The 21,867-nt window shown below is 42.0% G+C and carries 18 protein-coding genes; 12 read left to right on the forward strand and 6 right to left on the reverse strand.

The genetic code is table 11. The features are described from left to right. The first annotated feature begins 10 nt into the window (after positions 1-10). From pstC to lpdA, 10 genes are all read left to right on the forward strand, one after another. Entirely contained in the window at positions 11-868 is an 858-nt protein-coding gene (gene pstC, locus KCV26_12995; GenBank protein ID WZX36209.1) for a phosphate ABC transporter permease subunit PstC, read from the forward strand. Further along, on the forward strand, positions 865-1,740 hold the full coding sequence (pstA, locus tag KCV26_13000) for a phosphate ABC transporter permease PstA (GenBank protein WZX36210.1): 876 nt from the start codon (positions 865-867) through the stop codon (positions 1,738-1,740). The genes pstC and pstA overlap by 4 nt, the downstream gene beginning before the upstream one ends. Then, complete coding sequence (gene pstB, locus KCV26_13005) at positions 1,728-2,510, forward strand: phosphate ABC transporter ATP-binding protein (GenBank protein WZX36211.1); 783 nt, start codon at positions 1,728-1,730, stop codon at positions 2,508-2,510. The genes pstA and pstB overlap by 13 nt, the downstream gene beginning before the upstream one ends. 45 nt (positions 2,511-2,555) lie before the next feature. After that, positions 2,556-3,311 (forward strand): hypothetical protein, encoded by a 756-nt coding sequence (locus KCV26_13010; protein ID WZX36212.1) that lies wholly within the window; start codon positions 2,556-2,558, stop codon positions 3,309-3,311. Positions 3,312-3,332: 21 nt separating this feature from the next. Next, a complete protein-coding gene (locus KCV26_13015) occupies positions 3,333-4,025 on the forward strand; it encodes a response regulator transcription factor (GenBank protein ID WZX36213.1) in 693 nt (230 codons plus the stop codon). Then, entirely contained in the window at positions 4,022-5,770 is a 1,749-nt protein-coding gene (locus KCV26_13020) for a two-component sensor histidine kinase (protein ID WZX36214.1), read from the forward strand. The genes KCV26_13015 and KCV26_13020 overlap by 4 nt, the downstream gene beginning before the upstream one ends. 341 nt (positions 5,771-6,111) lie before the next feature. Beyond that, a complete protein-coding gene (locus KCV26_13025) occupies positions 6,112-7,107 on the forward strand; it encodes a thiamine pyrophosphate-dependent dehydrogenase E1 component subunit alpha (GenBank protein WZX36215.1) in 996 nt (331 codons plus the stop codon). Between the two features lie 150 nt (positions 7,108-7,257). Then, positions 7,258-8,259, forward strand: coding sequence for an alpha-ketoacid dehydrogenase subunit beta (locus KCV26_13030; protein WZX36216.1), 1,002 nt, complete (start codon positions 7,258-7,260; stop codon positions 8,257-8,259). A gap of 12 nt (positions 8,260-8,271) precedes the next feature. Next, complete coding sequence (locus KCV26_13035) at positions 8,272-9,381, forward strand: dihydrolipoamide acetyltransferase (GenBank protein ID WZX36217.1); 1,110 nt, start codon at positions 8,272-8,274, stop codon at positions 9,379-9,381. A gap of 42 nt (positions 9,382-9,423) precedes the next feature. Next, positions 9,424-11,124, forward strand: coding sequence for a dihydrolipoyl dehydrogenase (lpdA, locus tag KCV26_13040; GenBank protein ID WZX36218.1), 1,701 nt, complete (start codon positions 9,424-9,426; stop codon positions 11,122-11,124). Between the two features lie 65 nt (positions 11,125-11,189). Here lpdA and KCV26_13045 read toward each other — a convergent pair whose 3' ends face one another. After that, positions 11,190-12,638, reverse strand: a complete 1,449-nt coding sequence (locus KCV26_13045) for a tryptophanase (protein ID WZX36219.1) — start codon at positions 12,636-12,638, stop codon at positions 11,190-11,192. A 259-nt stretch (positions 12,639-12,897) separates the two neighbouring features. Here KCV26_13045 and KCV26_13050 point away from each other — a divergent pair, with 259 nt between their 5' ends. After that, entirely contained in the window at positions 12,898-13,860 is a 963-nt protein-coding gene (locus KCV26_13050) for an ROK family protein (GenBank protein WZX36220.1), read from the forward strand. Between the two features lie 235 nt (positions 13,861-14,095). Further along, a complete protein-coding gene (locus tag KCV26_13055) occupies positions 14,096-15,244 on the forward strand; it encodes a DNA-binding transcriptional regulator (protein ID WZX36221.1) in 1,149 nt (382 codons plus the stop codon). A gap of 64 nt (positions 15,245-15,308) precedes the next feature. Here the strand turns inward: KCV26_13055 and KCV26_13060 are convergent, their stop codons facing one another. The 5 genes from KCV26_13060 to KCV26_13080 all read right to left on the reverse strand — a co-directional run bounded on the left by KCV26_13060 (position 15,309) and on the right by KCV26_13080 (position 21,858). Continuing rightward, positions 15,309-16,517 carry an MFS transporter gene (locus KCV26_13060; GenBank protein ID WZX36222.1) on the reverse strand — a complete coding sequence of 403 codons (1,209 nt, stop codon included), beginning with the start codon at positions 16,515-16,517 and terminating at the stop codon, positions 15,309-15,311. Between the two features lie 62 nt (positions 16,518-16,579). Then, positions 16,580-17,524, reverse strand: coding sequence for a hypothetical protein (locus KCV26_13065; protein WZX36223.1), 945 nt, complete (start codon positions 17,522-17,524; stop codon positions 16,580-16,582). A 2-nt stretch (positions 17,525-17,526) separates the two neighbouring features. Continuing rightward, positions 17,527-18,270: a creatininase family protein gene (locus KCV26_13070; GenBank protein WZX36224.1), complete on the reverse strand. Its 744-nt coding sequence runs from the start codon at positions 18,268-18,270 to the stop codon at positions 17,527-17,529. 12 nt (positions 18,271-18,282) lie between these two features. Next, positions 18,283-19,443, reverse strand: a complete 1,161-nt coding sequence (locus tag KCV26_13075) for an aminopeptidase P family protein (GenBank protein ID WZX36225.1) — start codon at positions 19,441-19,443, stop codon at positions 18,283-18,285. 39 nt (positions 19,444-19,482) lie between these two features. Continuing rightward, positions 19,483-21,858, reverse strand: coding sequence for a hypothetical protein (locus tag KCV26_13080; GenBank protein WZX36226.1), 2,376 nt, complete (start codon positions 21,856-21,858; stop codon positions 19,483-19,485). Positions 21,859-21,867 lie beyond the last annotated feature (9 nt).

Below are 21,867 nucleotides of genomic sequence, written 5' to 3' on the forward strand. Positions count from 1 at the left end.
ACGTTAAGAGATGAAAGATAACTTGTTTAAAGCTATTTTGTTTACGGCTGCAGCAAGCGTCTTGCTACTTACAGCCGGAATAATTTACGCTTTGGTGGGTAGTGCTTCAGAAGCTTTCAGAGAATATGGTTTTCTCGGTTTTATTACAAATTCCGAGTGGGATCCGAGGTCGGCAACCGAAGAGTACGGAGCGTTTTCTTTTGTTGTGGGAACACTTTTTACGGCATCGTTTGCATTATTGATCTGTCTTCTGTTCTCATTGCCTGTGGCTTTGTTCACCGGAGAATATTTCAAAGGGACTAAGATTTCCTCGTTTGTGAGTTCGGTTGTCAATTTACTTGCTGGAATTCCTTCCATTGTTTATGGTTTGTGGGGATTTTATGCCATACGCCCGCTTGTGGTAGATTTAGGGATAAATTCTCAGGGATTCGGAGTTTTTACGGCATCAGTCGTACTGGCGATCATGATTATTCCTTATGCCTCTTCACTGAGCGGAGAATTTTTGTCGATGGTTCCCAATAACCTGAAAGAAGGTGCTTACAGTATGGGTGCGACAAGAATGGAGGTTATTCAACACATCAGTTTGCCAACGGCCGGCTCCGGGATTGTAGCCGCATATATCTTGGCGCTCGGTAGAGCACTGGGCGAGACTATGGCGGTAACCATGCTTATCGGGAATACCAATCATGTTCCGAAAGGGTTGGCCGATACAGGAAACACCATGGCGAGCATTATTGCCAATCAATTTGGTGAAGCTGACGGGTTGAAACTAAGTGCGTTGATCGCTATCGGGTTGTTGCTTTTTTTAATTACGGCAATTATCAATTTTATAGCAAAACTGGTAATGAAACACTTGTCGAGGGTATGATGGAGAGGAAACAAACAAGCATAAGGTATCGAAGCAGCAAGGACAAATTGGTGTTTGTTCTTGTCTGTGCATTGTCGGCCTTATCGATGCTGCCGTTATTCTTCATTTTGTGGGAAGTAATATCCAGGGGATACAAAAATTTCAACCTACAGCTGTTTTCTGAAGTGACACCGTCGTCGATGGATGCTATGCTATCACGTATCAACGGCGAATCCATACCCGGAGGAATCCTGAACGGAATAACCGGAACTCTGCTCATTGTTGGAGTAGCTATTCTTCTGACAATTCCGCTGGGATTGCTGATTGGGATTTATCTTTCGGAGAACCCGCAAAAAAAGTTTGCCCGGTTGGTCAGCTACCTGACTGACTTGTTGCAGGGAATGCCTTCAATTGTTATTGGAATTATCGCGTACGCATGGGTTGTGAAGCCTTTGGGCGGGTATTCTGCCCTGGCCGGAAGCGTGGCGCTGACGATAATGATGCTGCCTATGGTGGTACGTTCAACCGAAGAGACACTGAAAATGCTGCCTCGTTCCTATAAGGAAGCAGGACTGGCATTAGGTTCTTCCTACAGGAACGTGGTTTTCAAGATATTGCTTCCCTCGGGATTCGGTGGAATTTTTACCGGGATCTTACTCGCTGTCTCCCGGGTAATGGGCGAGACTGCACCCCTGATGTTGACGGCCCTGGGGGCAACCGTGGTAAACTGGGACTTGATGGAGCCAACAAGCGCTATTCCACTTCTGATCTGGGATTTTTACAACGATCCCAACTTGGTCGATTTAATTTGGTCAACCTCATTACTGCTCCTTATCGTCATATTTCTTTTAAACTGGCTGGCAAAAATCGTAGCACGCAAATGGAAGATATAAATTATAACGGCAATAAGCCTATCCTACAATTAAAATCGGTGTCGGTAGCATACACACCGGACAAAAAAGCAGTGAATGAAGTATCTGCAGATGTATTCCCCAATACCATCACGGCAATTATGGGGCCGTCGGGATGCGGGAAAAGCACCTTGCTGCGTGCCATTAACCGTATGCACGACTTGTATCCCAGTGTGAAGACGACGGGAGAAATTCTCCTGAAAGGGAAGAATGTACTGCAGATGAATCCAATGGAAGTGCGTCGTATGGCGGGAATGGTTTTTCAGCAGCCCAATCCGTTTCCAACAATGAGTATTTATGATAACGTATTGGCCGGTTATTCCCTTAACGGCATACGTTTAAATAGACAGGAGAAAGACCGTATCGTGGAGCAAAGCCTTGTTTCGGTGGCACTTTGGGATGAGGTAAAAGACGTGATGACCAAACGTGGTTCGTTCCTTTCGGGCGGACAGCAGCAACGACTGTGTATAGCCCGCACGCTGGCCTTGAAACCGGAATTGTTGTTAATGGATGAGCCTACCTCAGCACTTGATCCGATATCAACTAACAAAATTGAAGAATTACTGTTGGATTTGAAATCGAAATACACTATCCTGATTGTTACTCACAACATGTCGCAGGCTGCACGGATTTCGGACAATTCCATGTTTATGTATCTGGGGAATTTGATTGAATACGGCAACACACGCCACATGTTTACGAAACCCCGGAATAAAAAAACCGAAGAATACCTGACCGGTGTATTCGGATAGTTGGTTATCTTTGTATGTGAAATCAATTTTCTAATAACTGCAATCATGGGAACGAATAACAAAGAATCCGACAACCTGTTAAGCGCGTCTGGCGTCAGTATAAAAGAAAAATACTTCAACCAATTGAACAGTGACTTCCAGCTTCTTTCTGAAATTGTATTGGAACAGTTGGCAAACACGCAACATCTTTTGACAGAAAAAAATGAAGAGCTCTTTATACTGATGAAGAAGAACGAAAAAATTATCGATTCGTTGGATATCACCATAAAAGAAAAAGTAATAAACAGCATCATGTTCTTCAATCCCGTAGCCATAGATTTGAGAAAGATTATGGCTTATTACGACATGACTATTTCCTTGGAACGTGTGGGGGATCTTATCCAAAATGTTGCCGAGTCAATTAAAAAGATAGATTTCTCGCTCGATGGTTTCGATACGTATATTAAATTGATGGGGAAAATGCTTGTGCATACAGATGGAATGCTTAAAAATGCGGTGTTTTCCGTTTCGGGTTCGAGCAACCAAATGGCTTACAATACCATTTTGATGGACGATAAAGTAGACAAGATGGAACGAAAAATGGAACGCAAACTGGCTGAAGGTTTTCAAGAAAAAGTCACTAGTTATCAAATGCTTATTAATATTGTAAATCTTAACAATATTGCTTATTACATTGAACGTATTGGCGATAAAGCAGTAGATATGGCAGAATCTGCTATTTTTCTGTTGGAGGGAAAAGATGTCCGGCACGATAAAGAACTAAAAAAGTCATTGCCATTTAAAACAGAAGAGGAATCTTAATAAACATCAATTTTATCAGTTATGGAAGAAAGAATTCTGGTTGTAGACGACGAAAAAGACATTTGCGATATTCTTCAGTTTAATCTTGAAAATGAAGGGTACAAAGTAGATTTGGCTAATTCGGCTGAAGAGGCATTGTCAATTCTTACCGACAGGCACGATCTGATTATTCTGGATGTTATGATGGGGGGGATGTCGGGTTTTAAAATGGCCGAGAGACTCAGAAAAGAAGGAAAGAGTGTCCCCATCATATTTCTGACGGCAAAAAACACCGAAAACGATATGCTGACGGGCTTCTCCTTAGGCGGTGATGATTATGTGTCTAAACCTTTTTCTGTAAAAGAACTGATTGCAAGGGTAAAATCGGTTTTAAAAAGAGTCCGTTTAAATAAGAAAGAGACGCAGACACTCTGGCAGCATGAGGGATTAACCATTGATATTCTTAATAACAGGGTGACCATAGATGATGTTGAAGTTACACTCACGAAAAAAGAGTTTGAAATTCTTTCGTTGTTGTCGCAAACCTCCCCGAACGTTTATACCCGCAGCGAAATCTTGAATCAGGTTTGGGGTGACAACGAGTTTGTTCTCGACAGAACAGTAGATGTGCACATAACTCGCCTCAGGAAAAAATTAGGCGAATATTCATCAATTATTGTAAATCGTTCAGGATTCGGATATTACCTGAATTCAGAGCCAAAAACGACAGAATGAGTTTCCGGCTGTCATACCGAAAAAGAATCTTGCTGTACTTCTCCGTAATCATTGCAGTTTTTACGGCGGGGATTATTTTGTTTGAACAAAAGCAAGTCCGGCACGAACGTACGAAAAGCCTTGAAAATATGCTTGACGGAAATGCCGGTTTTATTCACCGCTACATAAAAGGCCGGCATATTGTATTCCCGGATAGCATACAACGGATGGATGAATTAACAGCGTATTTATCCGATAACCTACGTTTGACTATTATTGATAAGACGGGCAGAGTAATGTATGATAATCTGCTGGACGAGAAGAGGATGACTAATCATACAGACCGTCCCGAAATTCAAAAGGCAATGGTTTCAGGTAGCGGTTCCAACATACGAATGTCGGACAGTAACCATATCCGGTATTTATATTATGCCAGGAATTACGACGGAGCATATTTTATTCGCGTTGCCTTGCCCTACGAGGTGGAAGTGAGGCCGTTTCTTAATTCCAAAAACAGTTTCATGTATTTCATCATTTTGTTTTTCATTGTATGTGCGCTGATGATGTTCTATTTTGCCAATAAATTTTCCAAATCAATTAAAGAGTTAAAGGAATTTGCGGTAAACCTGAAGAATGGTAGGCCTACAAAAACAGCGTTCGAGTTTCCCGACGATGAGGTAGGAGAGGTTAGTGCCGAGATCGTGGAGAATTACAATTTATTGAAAGAAAACCGGAAAAAACTGGCTTTGGAGCGAGAAAAACTTATTCAGCATTTTCAATTTTCCGAAGAGGGGATTGCCATTTTTTCCGAAGAACGGAAGAAAATCTACGCCAACTCCCATTTTCTGCAATTTTTGAATGTTATAGCAGATAAACCCGTGTTGGAAGATGAATATTTATTTTCCGATCCTGATTTTGAAGAGATTGTTGCTTTTCTAGCTTCGGCCGACCGTACTGAAAATGTGTTCTCGACGCGTATAGAAAAAAACGGTAAGCAGTTCAATATCAGGGTTATTATTTTCGAAGATAAAAATTTTGAAATTTATATCAGCGACATTACTAAGGCTGAAAAGCGACGCTTGCTCAAGCAGGAGATGACCAACAATATCGCTCATGAACTCCGGACACCGGTTACCAGTATCCGTGGTTATCTGGAGACCATACTTAACCTTGACCCCAAAGATACAGACCGTCAGCAGGTTTTTATTGATCGAGCGTATGTTCAAACCATTCGGTTATCCGAATTAATACAGGATATAAGCATGTTGACTAAAATAGAAGAGGCTGCGGACCGGTTTGTTAAAGAACCCGTTTTTATAAAATTGCTTCTTGATGAATTGAAATCTGATTTAGCCCATATATTCCTTGAAAAAAACACCACATTTACTATCGAGGTAGCGGATAGTGTGGTTATTTATGGCAGCCGCACACTCCTGTATTCCATTTTCCGAAACCTTGTGGAAAACTCCTTAGCATATGCTGGCAAGTCTATTCAGATTGTGCTTAGGTGTTACATGGAAACTGATGATGCTGTGTACTTCGAATTTCACGATAACGGAGTTGGGGTGGAGGAGAAACACCTCGTAAAGATTTTTGAACGGTTTTACAGGGTGAACGAAGGACGTACTCGTGATACCGGCGGTTCAGGCTTAGGTTTGTCTATCGTTAAAAATGCAGTGCTTTTACACAAGGGTAACATCGTAGCCAAAAATCGCCCCGAGGGTGGGTTGCTTTTTCTCATAACTTTTCCAAAAATCAAAGCATAACTGCAACAATAAATTTTATTCGATTATTACTCGTCTTAACACAATCCGAACAAGTTTGACACTACCCTTATCTGTGGGGGAAGCAATAATACTTTTGACTGGCAACGCTTATTTTAACCGAAAAATAGAAACGCAATGGTTAAATAAACTAAACGGTTTTGTAATTTAAAACAATTCTAAATAACTTTGTAGAAAAATCACAGAATCAGGATTTCAATCAACCCGCTTTATCACCGATAAAAAAATGATATGTGTTAAACAAATATCATTCAAAAAATGTTATTGTTACTGATTCAGGTAATACGAGATAGGTTTGATCCAATATTACAACTAAATATATTATGGCAAAATCTAAAAAATCAACAGCTAAACAAGAAATACCCAAGGAAAAATTACTGCACATGCATAAGTTAATGTGCGATATCCGTAATTTCGACGAAAAGGTCAATTACATGGTGAAGAGAGGCCAGGTTCCCGGGATGACGCATTTTTCGGTAGGTGAAGAAGCAGCCAATGTGGGTGCAATTGCTGCTCTGTCGGAAGGTGATTTAATTACTTCCAACCATCGCGGCCATGGGCAGACCATTGCTATGGAAATAGACCTTAACGAGATGATGGCCGAAATTATGGGAAAAGCGACAGGAACCTGTAAAGGAAAAGGAGGCTCAATGCATATAGCCGATCTGGATAAGGGAAATCTTGGTGCCAACGGAATTGTGGGGGGTGGAATGGGAATGGCTATCGGAGCTGCCCTGACACAACAAATGAAAAAAACCGGAAAGATTGTCGTCTGTTTTTTTGGTGACGGAGCGGTGAATGAAGGTACTTTTCACGAAACAATGAATATGGCATCCATTTGGAAGTTACCGGTTATTTTCTATTCCATTAATAATTTTTACGGAATCAGTACTCCTATTTCGAGCGTAATCAACATAGATTACAATTACCAGCGTGCTAGCGCCTACGGCGTCCCAGGACATCTTATCGAAGATGGAAATGATTTGTTGGCTGTTTACAACAAATTTGTCGAGCTGGTGGATTATGTCCGCAGCGGAAACGGGCCTGTCTTGGTTGAGTCACTCACGTATCGCTGGTACGGACATTCAACTTCAGACCCCGGAAAATACCGTACCAAACAGGAGGTGGATGAATGGAAGAAAAAAGACCCGATTGTCAAGTACAAAAAATATATGATGGAAAATAATCTAGCTTCCGAAGAAGAGTTGGATGATATAGACCGTAAATCCATGGACGCCGTTGAAGCGTCTGTGAAATTTGCGATGGAAAGCCCCGAACCAACTCTGGAATCGGCTTTCGAAGATATTTTTGCAGATTAAGACTTAGGGATGCGGAATGCCGCTCCTTTACAATCAGTAACTCAAAATACAACAAAACGATACAGAGCAAAAAAGCTAACAGCAAAGGTGATTCATTGTACAGATTGACCCTAAGCCTCTGCACCAAGCTCTCAGCAACAATAATAAAAAATGGAAAACGAAACTAAAGTAATGTCTGTAAGAGATGCCATTATTTTGGCAATGTCAGAAGAAATGCGCCGTGACGAAAACGTGTTTCTTATGGGTGAAGACGTGGGTATTTTTGGTGGCGACTTCGGAACATCGGTAGGGATGCTTCAGGAATTTGGTAAGGAACGCGTTCGCGACACGCCAATTTCTGAAAATGCTATTTCCGGTTGTGCCATCGGAGCAGCCATGACCGGCCTGCGCCCCATTGTTGATGTAACTTTTATGGACTTTATTGTTTATATGATGGACAATATAGTGAATCAGGCAGCAAAAACCCGATATATGTTCGGCGGAAAAGGACAGGTACCTGTTGTGTTTCGCTGCGCGGCAGGATCGGGAGTGGGTGCCGCTGCACAACATTCTCAGTCGCTCGAAGCCTGGTTTACTCACATCCCGGGACTCAAGGTTGTTGCCCCGGGAACACCTGCCGATGTAAAAGGAATACTTAAATCCGCTATCAGGGACAATAACACCGTTATTTTCCTTGAATATAAAGCGCAATTCAACATGAAAGGAGAAGTTCCTCTCGATCCGGAATTTACCATTCCATTAGGCAAAGCCGAACTTAAACGAGAGGGCAAGGACGTAACTGTTGTTACGTATGGAAGAATGCTTGAACGCGTATTACAGGCGGCCGACCAGGTACGGGAGGCTGATGGGGTAAGCGTAGAAGTGGTTGATTTGAGAACATTGATACCGCTTGACAAAGAAGCCGTTCTTAATTCGGTGAAAAAAACCGGTCGTGTGCTGCTCGTTAACGATGCGCACAAAACCGGTGGTTTCATCGGTGAAATTGCCGCCATGATTGCCGAAAGCGATGCCTTCGATTACCTCGACGGCCGCATTCTGCGATTGGCGGCAGAAGACGTTCCCGTTCCTTACAACGCCAAACTTGAAGCAGCCATGCTACCCAGTGTTGAAAGGATTAAAAAATACATCCTCAAATTGGTTAATAAAAGGTGATAGAGGAGGTTTATGGAAGAAAGACAATTAGTTAGAGCCACTCCTGCAGCAAGATTGCTGGCTAAACGAATGAACGTGACGCTTACAAATGTGACCGGTACAGGTTATAAGGGACGCGTTCATAAAGAAGATGTTGCCGGATGGAATTTTCAGGGTAAAATTCACGTCTCGCCGCTCGCACGCAGAATTGCTGAAGAACATCACATTGATCTGAAAGGTGTCAGGGGCACCGGTCACAACGATAAAATCATGAAGGACGATGTGCTGTTGCTAATCTCTGATCCTGTATTGAAAGCCCGCCTTACCCGGAATGATTTTGCTGAAGCTACGGCAGCACCAAAAATTCTTTCGGGAATAAGTAAGCAGCTTCAGGTAATACCTGCCGATAGCAAACCCGATGTCTCTGTTAAGGTGGAAGCAGCCGTAAGTACCGAAACCGAGCCGTTGAGCATGATGCGCAAGGTAATAGCAAAACGTATGTCGGAAAGTTATTTCTCGATCCCTTCGTTTATTCAAACCTGGGAAATAGATATGGCTGAACTGCTTGAGTTACGCAAAAAATTGATGGATCCGATAAAGGAGAAAACGGATAAAAAGCTGACTGTTACCGATCTTATTTCGTTTGCTGTGGTGAAAACATTGATGAAACACAAATACATCAATGCGAGCTTGAATAACGAGGTTACCGAGATCACTTTCCACAACTACGTGAATTTAGGAATGGCGGTTGGATTGGACGAGGGATTGCTGGTGCCGGTAGTGAAAAATGCCGATAAAATGTTGCTCAGCGAACTGGTAGTAGCTTTGAAAGACGTTACCGAACGTACATTTTCGAAAAAGTTGCTGCCCGATGAACAAACGGGAAGTACATTTACCATCAGCAACTTGGGAATGTATGGCGTGGAACATTTTACGGCAATCATCAATCAGCCGAATGCAGCCATTTTAAGCGTCTCATCGACAAAAGATACCCTTGTGGTCCGCAACGGTGAGGCCGTAATCCGTCCGGTAATGAAAGTCAGCCTTACCAGTGATCATCGCATCATTGACGGACTTACAGCGGCAAAATTCATGACGGACCTGAAGCAACTGCTTGAAAATCCGTTAACATTATTAATTTAACGTTTGAGGTTTACTTAAAACTCATAACTCATAACTCAAAACATGGCATACGAAATTATAATGCCCAAAGCGGGAATCGACATGACCGAAGGGCAAATTGTAAAGTGGTTAAAAAAAGAAGGAGATCCTGTGACTCAAGGTGAAATTATCCTCGAAATCATGACCGATAAAACAAGTATGGAACTTGAAGCCGAGGCAACAGGCGTGCTCCTTAAAATTCTCCGTCACGACGGAGATACTGTTCCGGTAACGGAAGTTATCGGTTATATCGGACAAGAAGGCGAGGAAATTGTTCCGCAGGCATATGAAGAGGAGAAACCGATTGAAGAAGAGGCTGCTGACAAATCAATGACAAGGCTCGAAGATTCATACAATGTGATCGTCATTGGTGGCGGACCTGCTGGATACGTGGCTGCTATCCGTGCTGCACAACAGGGGGCAAAAGTGGCCATTGTGGAAAAAAAAGAATTTGGAGGAACGTGTCTTAACTTGGGATGTATTCCGACGAAAGCATATCTCAAAAGTGGTGAAATTATCGAGGGTATGGAGATGGCTGCTTCACGTGGAATCATTTTTGAAAGCGTTAAGTACAAAATAGATATGCCTCGGGTGGTTCAGCACAAAAACTCGGTGGTAAAAAAGCTGACAAGCGGTGTAGAAGCATTGCTGAGAAGCAACAAAGTGGACATTTTCAAAGGAGTTGCCCGAATCAATAAAAACAAAGATGTGGTAGTGGATGATTCCACGGTGATAAAAGGTGACAAAATTATTCTAGCGGGAGGGTCAAAAGTATCCAGAATAAACATTCCGGGTATTGATAATCCGAATGTATTAACCAGTGATGATTTGTTGGCGCTGGACGTACTGCCCGAAACGCTGGCGGTGATTGGCGGAGGTGTTATCGGTATAGAGATGGCTCAGGCATTTGAGGCGCTCGGAACAAAAATAACCGTTATCGAGATGATGGACAGGATTATTCCGTCAGTGGACGCTGAAGCGTCGGCATTACTTACCAAGTTGCTGAAAAAGAAGAACGTGAAAATAATGACTTCTACCAAGATTACTGAGCTTGCCGATAAAAAAGGCAAGGTGGAAGTTAAAATTGAAGGAGGAGAATCGGTCATTGCTGATAAGGTCCTGATTTCTATCGGACGCTTACCGGATACCGAAGGGATGGGAGATATTCAGTTTGAAATGGAGCGCGGCCGGATCAAGGTTGACAAATATATGGAAACCAGTGTGAAAGGCATTTATGCACCCGGCGATGTGAATGCTATAAAGATGCTGGCGCATGTAGCATTTCGCATGGGTGAAGTGGCAGCTGATAATGCTGTAAAAGGCAATCATCGCGAACTTAAATTGCATTCCGCTCCTTCGGTAGTTTATACCCATCCCGAAGTGGCTATGGTTGGTCTTACGGAAGAACAGGCACGCGAGAAATACGACGTTCGTATTGGCCGTTTTGATTTTGCTGCCAACGGCCGGGCTATGGCATCCGGTGATAATGTTGGTTTTGTGAAAGTGATCGCCGACAGCAAATATGGCGAGATTCTTGGTGTGCATATTGTAGGTCCCGCGGCAGCTGAAATCATTAACCAGGCATCGTTGCTTATGGAAATGGAAATCACCGTGGACGAAGTAATCAAAACTATATACGGACATCCCACTTACTCAGAAGCTCTCTTCGAAGCTTGTGCAGATGTTCTAGGCGAGGCTGTACATATTGTTAAAAAACAGAAGTAGTTTTGTATAAAAACTGACAAATATTAAGAGGCCGTCTCATGACGGCCTCTTTTTTCTCAAATTCTTCACAAGCTTTCTCCAAAATCTTCCTTGAATTTGGAAATAAGCCTTTGTGGCCAATCGTTAACAGGCTCCAGCCCTCCCATAAAGAAACGAAGAACAGGCGGTTCGTAAACGAATTTTAATCCACCGATAAGTTCACGGTTGTCATTCAGCCAGGTAACCCGGTCGATAACGTATTTTATCTGTGATAACGTGAATACACGACGTGGAACGGCAAGTCGGACTAACTCCATGTCGGCGTATGTTTCGTTTCCGTACTCGTCGCGTTGGTTGGAAACCGAGCCGCGTTCCATTCCCCGGATTCCGGATATCAGAAACAAGGCTGCAGCAAGCGATCCGGCAGGATACTGCGTTTGAGGAATATGGGAACAGAGTTCCATAGCATTCACGTGTGCACCGAGTACGCCGGCAGGCTTCAGCATGGGTACTCCGTTTTTATCCAGTTCATCCACCAGGTAACGGATAAAGTCGGGACTTTGACAAATCATGGTTTCATCCAACGTTTCGTATAATCCGACTGCCATTGATTCAATTTCACGTACCGATATGCCACCGTAAGTCAAAAATCCTTCATAAAGGGGAACAAGTGCCTCGAGCTCCTTGTAAATCACTTCGCTGTTGGTGCAGATACCTCCACCGCGCGAAGAACTTAGCTTCCGTGCCGAAAAATAGACAATATCTGCCAGCTCGGTCATTGTTTTTAGAATATCCGCCATAGACGTTTCATTAAACTCTTCTTCCCGCAATTTTACCAGGTAAGCATTTTCACCCAATAAGCTGGCATCCAGCACTAAACGGATATTGTATTTATCTGCAATAGCCCTCACATCGCGTAGGTTTTGAATCGAAAATGGTTGCCCACCAATCAGGTTGGTGGAAGCTTCCATGCGGATAAACGGAACGTTTTTTGAACCGTGCCGGATAATGTTCTCTTCCAGTTTTTCGATGTTCATGTTGCCTTTAAACGGATGATCAGAATTCATCACATACCCTTCATCGTAAAGCAGTTCCACGATACGGCCACCACACTCGGTTATATGGGCCAAAGTAGTGGTGAAGTGATAGTTCATCGGAATCAGGCTCCCTTGCTTGATGTATGCTTTTGATAAAATATTTTCGGCTGCACGGCCTTGATGAACCGGCAGGTAATGTTTTTTCCCCAGAACGTCTTCTACAGCTTTCTTTAACCGGTAAAAACTTTGTGATCCGGCATATGCATCATCTGCCTGCATCATCGCAGCCATCTGATTGTCGCTCATAGCATTGGTTCCGCTGTCGGTAAGCATGTCCAGAAATACATCTTTCGTGTTTAGTCTGAAAGTGTTAAATCCGCCTTCTTCCAATGCTTCCAGTCGACGTTCAATAGGTACTAAATGTAGTTTCTGCACAACACGCACTTTGTGCAATTCCAACGGGATATTCTCTCCGTTATAAAATTTAATTTCCTGCATAATAATTGTTTATTTTGTTTTGTAAAGATAAAAGTCTGAATTCCTCTAATCGGTCAAAATCTAATGTGAAAAACTGTCGTTTTGGCAAAACGATCTGCAAAGATATGTCAAATTATAAAATCATTACCCATTATTTGAGTTTAATTTAAAAAAAGCGGGTCGCTTGTATTTTTTTTAACGATTTCAAGTAAGGATGACAAATTAATCGTATATTTGCGAGTACAATTAATCTCATTGAATAACATTTAAACAGAAACTCATGGATAAACCTTATGTAATAGGTATAGATGTCGGCGGTACAAATACGGTTGTGGGTATCGTTGATAAGAGGGGACAGATTTTACGTAGCGGAAGTCTGAAAACGGCTAAGCATGCTGAAGTGGAAGACTACTTGAATGAATTGAGCCAAGTGATTGAAGATGTGATCAAGGATATTGCCACCAAAGATCAAATCAAAGGAATTGGAGCCGGAACACCCAACGGCAACTATTTCACCGGAAGTATCGAATTTGCTCCCAACCTTCGTTGGAAAGGAGTTATTCCGTTTGCACAAATGCTGGAAGACAGAGTAGGTATTCCCGTGGCGCTTACCAACGATGCCAATGCGGCAGCCATCGGTGAAATGACATACGGGGCAGCCCGCGGAATGAAAGACTTTATTGTAATCACTCTCGGAACCGGTGTAGGAAGTGGGATTGTGGTGAACGGACAAATGGTGTACGGCCACGATGGCTTTGCAGGTGAACTTGGACATGTAATCATGCGGCGCACTAACGGAAGAGTGTGTGGTTGCGGAAGATCGGGATGCTTGGAGGCATATACCTCAGCAACGGGAGTAGCCCGTACTGCACGTGAATACCTGGAGCTTCAACACGACGCAAAAACTCAGTTGCGTAACATCCCCATTGATGACATCACTTCCAAAGATGTCTTTGATGCGGCTATGGCAGGCGATGAAATGGCCAAAGAAATATTCCGTTTTACCGGTGAAATGTTAGGTGAAGCATTTGCTGATTTTGTAGCGTTCTCAAGCCCTGAAGCCATTATCCTTTTTGGAGGATTGGCGAAAGCCGGTGATCTCATTATGAACCCAATCCGCGAATCAATGGAAAGAAACCTGTTGCCCATTTTCAAAAACAAAGTGAAATTGATCTTCTCTGAACTCAAGGAAAGTGATGCAGCGGTACTTGGCGCCAGCGCACTGGGTTGGGAAGTGAGATGATTTTATACAGACTACAGATTATAAACCGTCTCAGGAATGAGGCGGTTTTTTTCTTTTGTTTTCATCCTTCATGGCTCTGCAACGAATCATTTTTGTGAAAGAGCCGAGATTTATTTACATTTGCATAAGATCTATGTAGGAAAGTATAACTAACGATCTCGGAAAAAAGAAAAAGAAGGTTTAATTTTATCCTTAAAAACAACGTGAAATTTTTTATTAACCCTATTTAAAAAACGTGATTAAAGTATTGGTCCTAATAGATTACTCAACTGAGTTCAGCCGCCGTTTCCTGGATGGGTTAATCCAATATGCTCAGGAAATGGGACAATGGAGTTTTTATCGCCTTCCTGTTTACTATAAAAACATCCATGGAGAAGAAGGCGTAATAGCGTGGGCTCAAAAGTGGGAGGCCAATATTATTATAGCCCAATGGAATTACATGAGTTTGGAATCGCTTCAGAAGTTACAGATACCGGTTTTTTTACAAAACTACAAAGAGGAAGGCAAATGTTTTTCAAATATTACAGGCGATTACACTGGGATGGGGGCGATGGCTGCGAAGTTTTTTATTCAAAGGCGTTATAATAATTTTGCTTTCTACGGAAATAAAGGATTTATCTGGTCAAGAGAAAGAGCCGAGGGTTATAGGCGTGAAATTGAAAAAATTAAAGGAAATTATTATTACTTCGAGAGTGAAGATTTGAATGATAAGCAATGGGAGCACACGCACACCCAATTGGAAGATTGGCTGATTTCTCTGCCGAAGCCGGTTGCAATTTTCGCATGCGACGATAGTTTTGCCATACAGATATCGGAAATTTGTAAATTAAACAATATAAACATCCCTAAAGAAATTGCTCTTTTAGGAGTAGACAACGATAGATTAATTTGTAATTTATCCGATCCTCCAATCTCTTCCATTATACTGGACGCCGAAAAGGGAGGATATGAACTGGGCAGAAAGATTCATGAGACGTTACAGGAGAATAATCCAAAGCCGTTCAGTATTTGTATTAACCCTTTAGGAATTGAATTGCGAAAATCTACAGAGAACTATAATGTTAAAGATAAATATATCCTGGAAATTGTGAAATACCTTCAAAAGAATTTTGATTCGGCAATAAAAATAGATAAATTAACTTCTTTAGTGCCTCTTTCCCGCAGGAGTATAGAAAGTAAGTTCAAAAATGAAATGGGAATTTCGCTCTACCAGTTTATTCTTAATTTAAGAATAGAACATTTTACTTTTTTGTTAACCACGACAAATTTATCCATATCCGACATAATTTTTAAATCCGGATTTAATGATTATTCGAACGTTTTCAGGTTGTTTAGAAAAATAAAAGGCTGTACCCCGGTAGAATACCGTAAAAGATTTATGTGATTACTTTCCTCCTAGTAAGCAATTTTACAAATTTTCGTCAAGACAAGTAATTCAATCCATATAATCAGGCTTGTTTTGTCCGTATTTTACTTCCCCACAGTGCATAATACATAATAAATAGGTAAGCCGGTAATCCTATGGCATAAGCCATTTGATAAGAAAAGTGTTGTGCAAAATACCCAAAGATCAACGGAATAATGCCCGCACCCACAATCCCGGTTACCAATAACGCAGAACCCGATTTGGTGAACTTTCCTAAGTCGGCAATAGCTAAGGGCCATATAGCAGGCCACAACAAAGCGTTCGCGAGCCCCAATAAAGGTATTAAGTAGATAGAAATAGTAGAAGGCAATATAAGAATGGTTATGCTCACAATAATTCCTAATATGGTAGATGCAAGCAATGCCTGCGTCTGACTTATATATTTTGGGATAAAAATCATCCCTACCAAATATCCTACTATCATGGCAAACGAAACAAACCACACATAGTTATGTGGGGAAGACAATCCCAATATATTGGCATAATCATTTATTGTTCCTAAAGCCAGATATTCCACTCCCACCGTAAAAAATATGGCCACAACTCCTAAAAGCAAATGTGGAAACTGCCATACACTTGTTTTTGTAGAAGAATAAGAGTTCTGTATTTCTCCTGTTTCTGTTTCTTCTCCTATAGCTTTTACTTCAGGCAGAGGAGAAAAATAATAGATAATTCCCATTACAGACATTACGGCTGCAATGATATAAAACGGAGTAATAATGTCGGTTATCCTTACATTGCTCAAATCCATAAAAACAGCCAAAATAAAAGATGCGGCAGCATAAAATATTTTCGCACAAATCCCCATGAATGAAATTCTTGATGCTGCACTTTCAGGTGATCCTATAATGGAGACATAGGTGCTGTAAGCACCTGTCAGCAGTGCTTGTCCCAAACCATTGATGAAGAGGGCCAATAAAAACAAGGAAAAGTTTACCGTTTTAGCTGAAGGCACAATAATGAGAAAACCTACAGCCATCAGTATAAGTGCAATGACCATTCCGCCTTTATAACCTGCTTTTTTTAAAATATTGCCTGCTACGCCACCAAAGACCAGGTAAGCCGAAAATGTAGCCAGCATGATCAAGTATGACATTGCTGTGGTAACATGAAATGCCTGTTTTACAAAAGGAATAAAAAAAGCATTAACTCCCAGTGCAAAACCCAATATAGCATTCATCGAACCCACCAGGAGTAACGGTACAATGATGTTTTTTTTATCTACTTTCATTCTTAATATGTTATTAATTGAGCTTTTGTATGTTTATCGCTGTACATACGGAATCTAAATCATTAATAATCTGTAACTATGTATTCTGTTAAAATATCGACACTCATTTCTATACCGGGTGTTAGTGTATCGGGACATCTACCGCAACCTTCTATCTCCATGAATCCGGAGGGGTCGCAATAAACACTCAATTTGACCCCTTTGGCTGAAGGAGTTTTATCGGGAGAAATATCCGCAATATCAATATATTGATGTTTCGATGCAACGTTCAACACGCTGCGCTTTACCCTGAACTTTTCACCGGGAAGGTATTCTATCCAATCTACTTTTTCACTTAACCCCAACTGAAACCTTTGATCCGTTTCTGTGTTGACAATCAGTCGGCCATCTTCAATAAAACGCTGCTGTTTACTGGAGTTGTACAAGTCCCAAACATTTTCTTCATCAGAAACAGGTATTACGACTCTGCCTCTTTCACCAGAATCGAACTGGCACAACGACCAGGGCGCTAACATAAATTCTCCGTTGTTGATCGTCTTTTTTCCCACGTATCGAATAAGTTCGGTAACGTTTTGTCTGAAAACATGCTGATCTGTTTCAATCTTTACGTGTCTTTCAAATTCACACGGAAGGCCTGTTTGTTGGTTATTTATCAAATCAATTTCAGCCCTTAAGACCGTTTTGTCCTCTTCTGATAAAATAACTTCCCACACTGCTCCAGTAACAGATGGTGGAACCCGCCAGTTTCCTGTTGGATATTCATAACCTAACGTTGTCCCTTCGGGGGCGGGCCAAAGCGCGTCGCCCCCAGGGTTTTGATATGCATTTTTATTGGAACGTTTTTCAATGGCCGAGGGCTGAACCCTGTTTAAAACTTGTCCGTTTACAATCGTGAACAACCGTCCTTCCAGATCTAATGCGGCTATCACGCCATTTTCCATATTACCGGTAAGGTGCCAACGTCGATAAGACTTGTTCAGCAGTTCAGTTAACTCAATTCCGGTCATTTTTATTTGCTTAATCTTTTCTTTAAATCTGTCAAGATAAAGGCCTTTGCCTTATTCGCATATTCCATGTTAGCCTTGGGTGCGTGTTGTGCATACCAATATTTGTCGTCGAAACGCTTCATGTCGACTCCTTCGGGAGCAAAAGCCATCATAAGTGAGGTCTCTTGTTCACCGGCATGATCAATCGGCCACTGTGCCTGTGCCTCGGCACTCATAAAGGGTTCTACCCGAATCCAACTGAACGGGTCCGTTCCCGCATCATGTTCTGCGTAGTAATTGGCAGAGGCCTTGTCTTCTCCCCACCAGCCATCCCCTTTTTCCCGGTCGAGAAAAGCAAAAATCTCCTGCTTGGCTGCCAATCTGAACGCCAAATCGTTTGGCATACCGCTTGCGAAGTTTTCACTTTGGTGGTGATAAAACAGATTAATATTGCGGAAACCGATTCTCAACAGGTTGTAAAATAATTGCCGTGCAAAGGTGTTGAGTACGCCTGAATCAATGTGCATGCCTCCCTTGCGTTCAGGCCCGGATACGGCATAAGATCCTGCGCCGAACCAAAAAGGCGGTAAAATAATCACCTCCATTTCTTTCTCCAACATTTCCAACGCACCTTGTACAACTAATGTATCTACACCTGTGCAAAGATGTTCGGCATGATATTCTATAACACCTAACGCCATAACTACCGGAGTATTCTCATCAATAGACTTTCGGATTTGATCCGGAAACATATATTCGTAACGCATATTTTTTATTGTTTAAAGTTCAATGTATTTCATAAATTTAGAGGACATCATTTCTACACCGCCATCTTTAACAATGACTCCGTTTTCCCACCTTAAGCCAAAATCTTTATCGTAGAAAAAAGTATCGATTTGAAAAGTCATATTTTTCTGCAATAGATATTCGGAAGTCGATTCCATCCAGGGGCGCTCTACTTCCATCATGCCGATAGCATGACACGGGCCGTAAAGAAGATATTGGCCAAAACCTTGATTCTTTACCCAATTCTCGTAGTCATTGACAACTTGTCCGGCAGGCTTTCCTGCAGCAATCATACCTATGGTTTTTTTGTGAGCTTCTAACCCAAATTCTATTAAACGTCTTTTTCGCTCGGGCAACGGCCCGATGGAGAACGGCAAACCCACGCTGGATGAATAGCCACTGACTCTTGCGCCTATATTAAGTTGTATTACTTCATTTTCTACGATTGTATTGTGTCCTGGTCTTGAGATAGCATTGTTGGTAGACTCTCCGCAAAAGCAGTAAAGGGAGTGTCCTTCATATTCTCCCCCGTGTTTATATATCTCACGTTGGGCAATTCCAATGACCTGGAGTTCCGTCATACCCGGTTTTATCTCGTTCAATATAGCTTCCACAGCAAGTTCCGATATCTGGTACGCCTTCCTCATGCATGCGAGTTCATTTTCACTTTTTACGAACCGAAGGGGCCAAAGGGTCATGTCTGCTTTTACGATTTCTACGTTAGGAAGCTGCTCTTTTAGGGAGGTATATACGGGTAGGGGAGTAATAGCCCATCCCACGATGCCTAATTTACGAATGTGTTGCAAATCGTATTTCTCCAACAAATCTTTGTATGTAATAAAAGACATCCCAGGCGCGTCCGGCTCAGCTGATTCGCGGTATTCTATCAACTTTTCAATATTTTTGAAAAAACTTCTCTGAGACGCGTATAAATCACTTTCGGGGCCAACTAACAATATTGCTTCTCCCTGTGCCGGTACAAATACCGCAGCTGTTTCAAACACGGGCCAGTACTCACTCAAATACCTGACGAATGCCATGTCTGATTCTGTGGCATGTACTAAACAGGCGTCTAAGCCTTCTTTTTTGATGTTTGCCTGAAACTTCCTGATTCTTTCTTTAAATTCACTTGTTGGGATTGTTGTTGTGTTCATAATACAGTTTTTTTTTCATTAATAATTTTGTTATAAAGTTTATCGAATGTTTTCTTTTCTGACTTTAGGCAACTGGTACAATAAGGTGTCTTTCAAAACCAAAAGTTTCTCTTTTAATGAGTATGGGGTATAGACATAATCTTGCTCAAACTGAAAACCCATACGGGAATCTCTAGTTGTGGCCAATAAGGAGAGTTCAGTCCGTTCGATCTCGTCTTTTACAATATTTTCCATTCTATCAAGGATCTCCTGAATAGCTTCTTTTTCTTTTTCTTTTACTAGCTTCATCCGGAGATCTTCAAATTCAAGGATAGCGTAGTCGCTTTGCATCATTCGTTGTAGTTGTTCAGCCACAATTACTTCTCTTACCGCTTCTCTGCGTTTAGCCTCAGGACTGTTAATTGCGGCAGACCTGTATAAAGTCAATCCCCTTTCCATTTCATCAATGGCTTTTTTTAGATAATTAAGGAAAAGGGGCAGAATCTTTGTTTCATTTGTAGCGACAATACCTGTTGCATTTCTGGCATATTGTTCTGCCCTATTTACCTGATTCGAAAAATCGGGGAAGAATACCATACGGGAAACGGTAAACGGCCAGTAAGGGTTGAGATCTGGATCATTCTTTGCCGGATCTGACCATGAATAGGTAAAAGTTGCTGTTCTTACTGGGGGTACCTGGAAAAATATAGGATTTCCAATAGCATTGTTAGTGCCCATATTAGGCCCGGTGTCGGGAACAAGACGGATAGCCCTGCTAAAATGTTCCCATGCTTTTAATACCTGTTCCTGCTGATTTTTTCCAAAAATTACCGTAGCCGTTTGATTCAAAAGTGTCTCAAAAGAAGGATAATCTGTCCAACAAGTCCATGCACGAAGCTTACTTAAAAAATTGGGTTTGTAACCGCTGCTCCAGCTCTCCAACGTTCCGTTCACACCTAGTCTTTCCAACGCCTTATAACGGTCATGCCATTGATAAGGACAGGGCAGATAAGGTATTGTTCCGTATTGCCAACTGGCAAAGGTGTCTACTTTAGAGAAGACCCTCATGTTACGATTTTTGGCTTCCTCTATTTGTGCTTCCGTCACTTCGGCCGGGCCAATTTGATTTAAGGAATAATCACGCAAATATCCCTGCATGCCGTCTACTTCAAAACTTTTTCCATTTTCCCAGGTGAGCATGGGGGTGGTGTTCTCAGGGAGTTGTTGAATGAAATAGCGCTTTATTTCCGTATTTTGGGGACGAAAATCGATATTGTATTCCCATGGAAGTATTTCTATGGCCGGGTTCATTTTATGACACTCTTCTTCGACTATTCCCACAGCATACGACCAGTTTTTAGCCCAATCCTGAAGGTACTCCTTACTTGCACCGTGGCCTCCCCCCCATTTTTTGTACCAGAATCCCTCCGTTAAGAGGATGTATCCGTTGATTTCAGGAAATTCCCGGACAATATCGCGTACCAGTCTACGCAATTCCGCTTCGCTTTCTTCGGTTCCCAAGTATTGGAAAATGATCTGCGTGTAAACTTTCAAGCCGTATTTGGAAGCTCGTTTAATCAGATCTCTTATTTTTGCAGGATCTTGTTTACGCACTCCGTACATCAGGCGTGCATAAAAATCGGTAGAATTATCGGCTGTTGTCCGGTCTCCATTCGGGTTGGTATATACACCGGCAAAAATACCGTCAAAGCCGTCATGAACAAGATGGGACAAAAGTGCATCAGGCCATTCCATCCATCCCATCCACGATAGAACCATGCGCGTATGGTATAAACTGTGGCGAACTGTTTTTAAGTTGTTGGGTAAAAAAGGAGCTTCACGAAGATTCATTCTTGCTTCCAGGTTATAAAGGCCGAACATTGTTCCTTGTTCGTCATAACCACACACAACAATACGACGAGGAGTTACCTGTATTTCGTAATCTTTGGGGTTTTTAAGGGTTAACCCGCATCCGGGAAGCTGCTCTCTCGTTCCTGCAACAATACATTGACTTAATTTCTTCCAGTCATTCAAGGTGACCCTTTCTTCGAATTCTATTGCCACACCGTGTGAAATAACCATATAATCCTGAAAATCTTGAACGGCGGTTAAGGTGACAATACCTGCCTGTTTCAAGTAAACCAGTTTCCACCCGTGATTGAGAATGGTCATCTCATCCTTTTCCGCTGAGGTGCTCTTGTCCCTTCTCCATACATGCACAGGAGCCGTTGAAAGATGTTTGTGGTAGTCATACGGTTCTTCCACAGCAAGGCGTTCAACCTCTGAAAGGAAAGGGGTTACGTTTCTGTTTTTTATGGTGTTTTCTGTGGAAATATCACTCTTTTCAGCAAAGCCCATAGTGGGTGAAACAGTCATTCCGACGAGGCCGGTAGTGCTTGTAATTAAAAAATTTCTACGGGTAAAATTTTTTCTCATTTTTTTGAT

It is taken from the genome of Petrimonas sulfuriphila, assembly GCA_038561985.1.
In the GTDB taxonomy this organism is placed as follows: Bacteria; Bacteroidota; Bacteroidia; order Bacteroidales; family Dysgonomonadaceae; genus Petrimonas; species Petrimonas sulfuriphila.

Bases quoted from the DNA above. Each gene is read 5' to 3' on its own strand.
- pstC (WZX36209.1), top strand. From the start codon at position 11: ATGAAAGATAACTTGTTTAAAGCTATTTTGTTTACGGCTGCAGCAAGC.
- pstA (WZX36210.1), top strand. From the start codon at position 865: ATGATGGAGAGGAAACAAACAAGCATAAGGTATCGAAGCAGCAAGGAC.
- pstB (WZX36211.1), top strand. From the start codon at position 1,728: ATGGAAGATATAAATTATAACGGCAATAAGCCTATCCTACAATTAAAA.
- KCV26_13010 (WZX36212.1), top strand. From the start codon at position 2,556: ATGGGAACGAATAACAAAGAATCCGACAACCTGTTAAGCGCGTCTGGC.
- KCV26_13015 (WZX36213.1), top strand. From the start codon at position 3,333: ATGGAAGAAAGAATTCTGGTTGTAGACGACGAAAAAGACATTTGCGAT.
- KCV26_13020 (WZX36214.1), top strand. From the start codon at position 4,022: ATGAGTTTCCGGCTGTCATACCGAAAAAGAATCTTGCTGTACTTCTCC.
- KCV26_13025 (WZX36215.1), top strand. From the start codon at position 6,112: ATGGCAAAATCTAAAAAATCAACAGCTAAACAAGAAATACCCAAGGAA.
- KCV26_13030 (WZX36216.1), top strand. From the start codon at position 7,258: ATGGAAAACGAAACTAAAGTAATGTCTGTAAGAGATGCCATTATTTTG.
- KCV26_13035 (WZX36217.1), top strand. From the start codon at position 8,272: ATGGAAGAAAGACAATTAGTTAGAGCCACTCCTGCAGCAAGATTGCTG.
- lpdA (WZX36218.1), top strand. From the start codon at position 9,424: ATGGCATACGAAATTATAATGCCCAAAGCGGGAATCGACATGACCGAA.
- KCV26_13045 (WZX36219.1), bottom strand. From the start codon at position 12,638: ATGCAGGAAATTAAATTTTATAACGGAGAGAATATCCCGTTGGAATTG.
- KCV26_13050 (WZX36220.1), top strand. From the start codon at position 12,898: ATGGATAAACCTTATGTAATAGGTATAGATGTCGGCGGTACAAATACG.
- KCV26_13060 (WZX36222.1), bottom strand. From the start codon at position 16,517: ATGAAAGTAGATAAAAAAAACATCATTGTACCGTTACTCCTGGTGGGT.
- KCV26_13065 (WZX36223.1), bottom strand. From the start codon at position 17,524: ATGACCGGAATTGAGTTAACTGAACTGCTGAACAAGTCTTATCGACGT.
- KCV26_13070 (WZX36224.1), bottom strand. From the start codon at position 18,270: ATGCGTTACGAATATATGTTTCCGGATCAAATCCGAAAGTCTATTGAT.
- KCV26_13075 (WZX36225.1), bottom strand. From the start codon at position 19,443: ATGAACACAACAACAATCCCAACAAGTGAATTTAAAGAAAGAATCAGG.
- KCV26_13080 (WZX36226.1), bottom strand. From the start codon at position 21,858: ATGAGAAAAAATTTTACCCGTAGAAATTTTTTAATTACAAGCACTACC.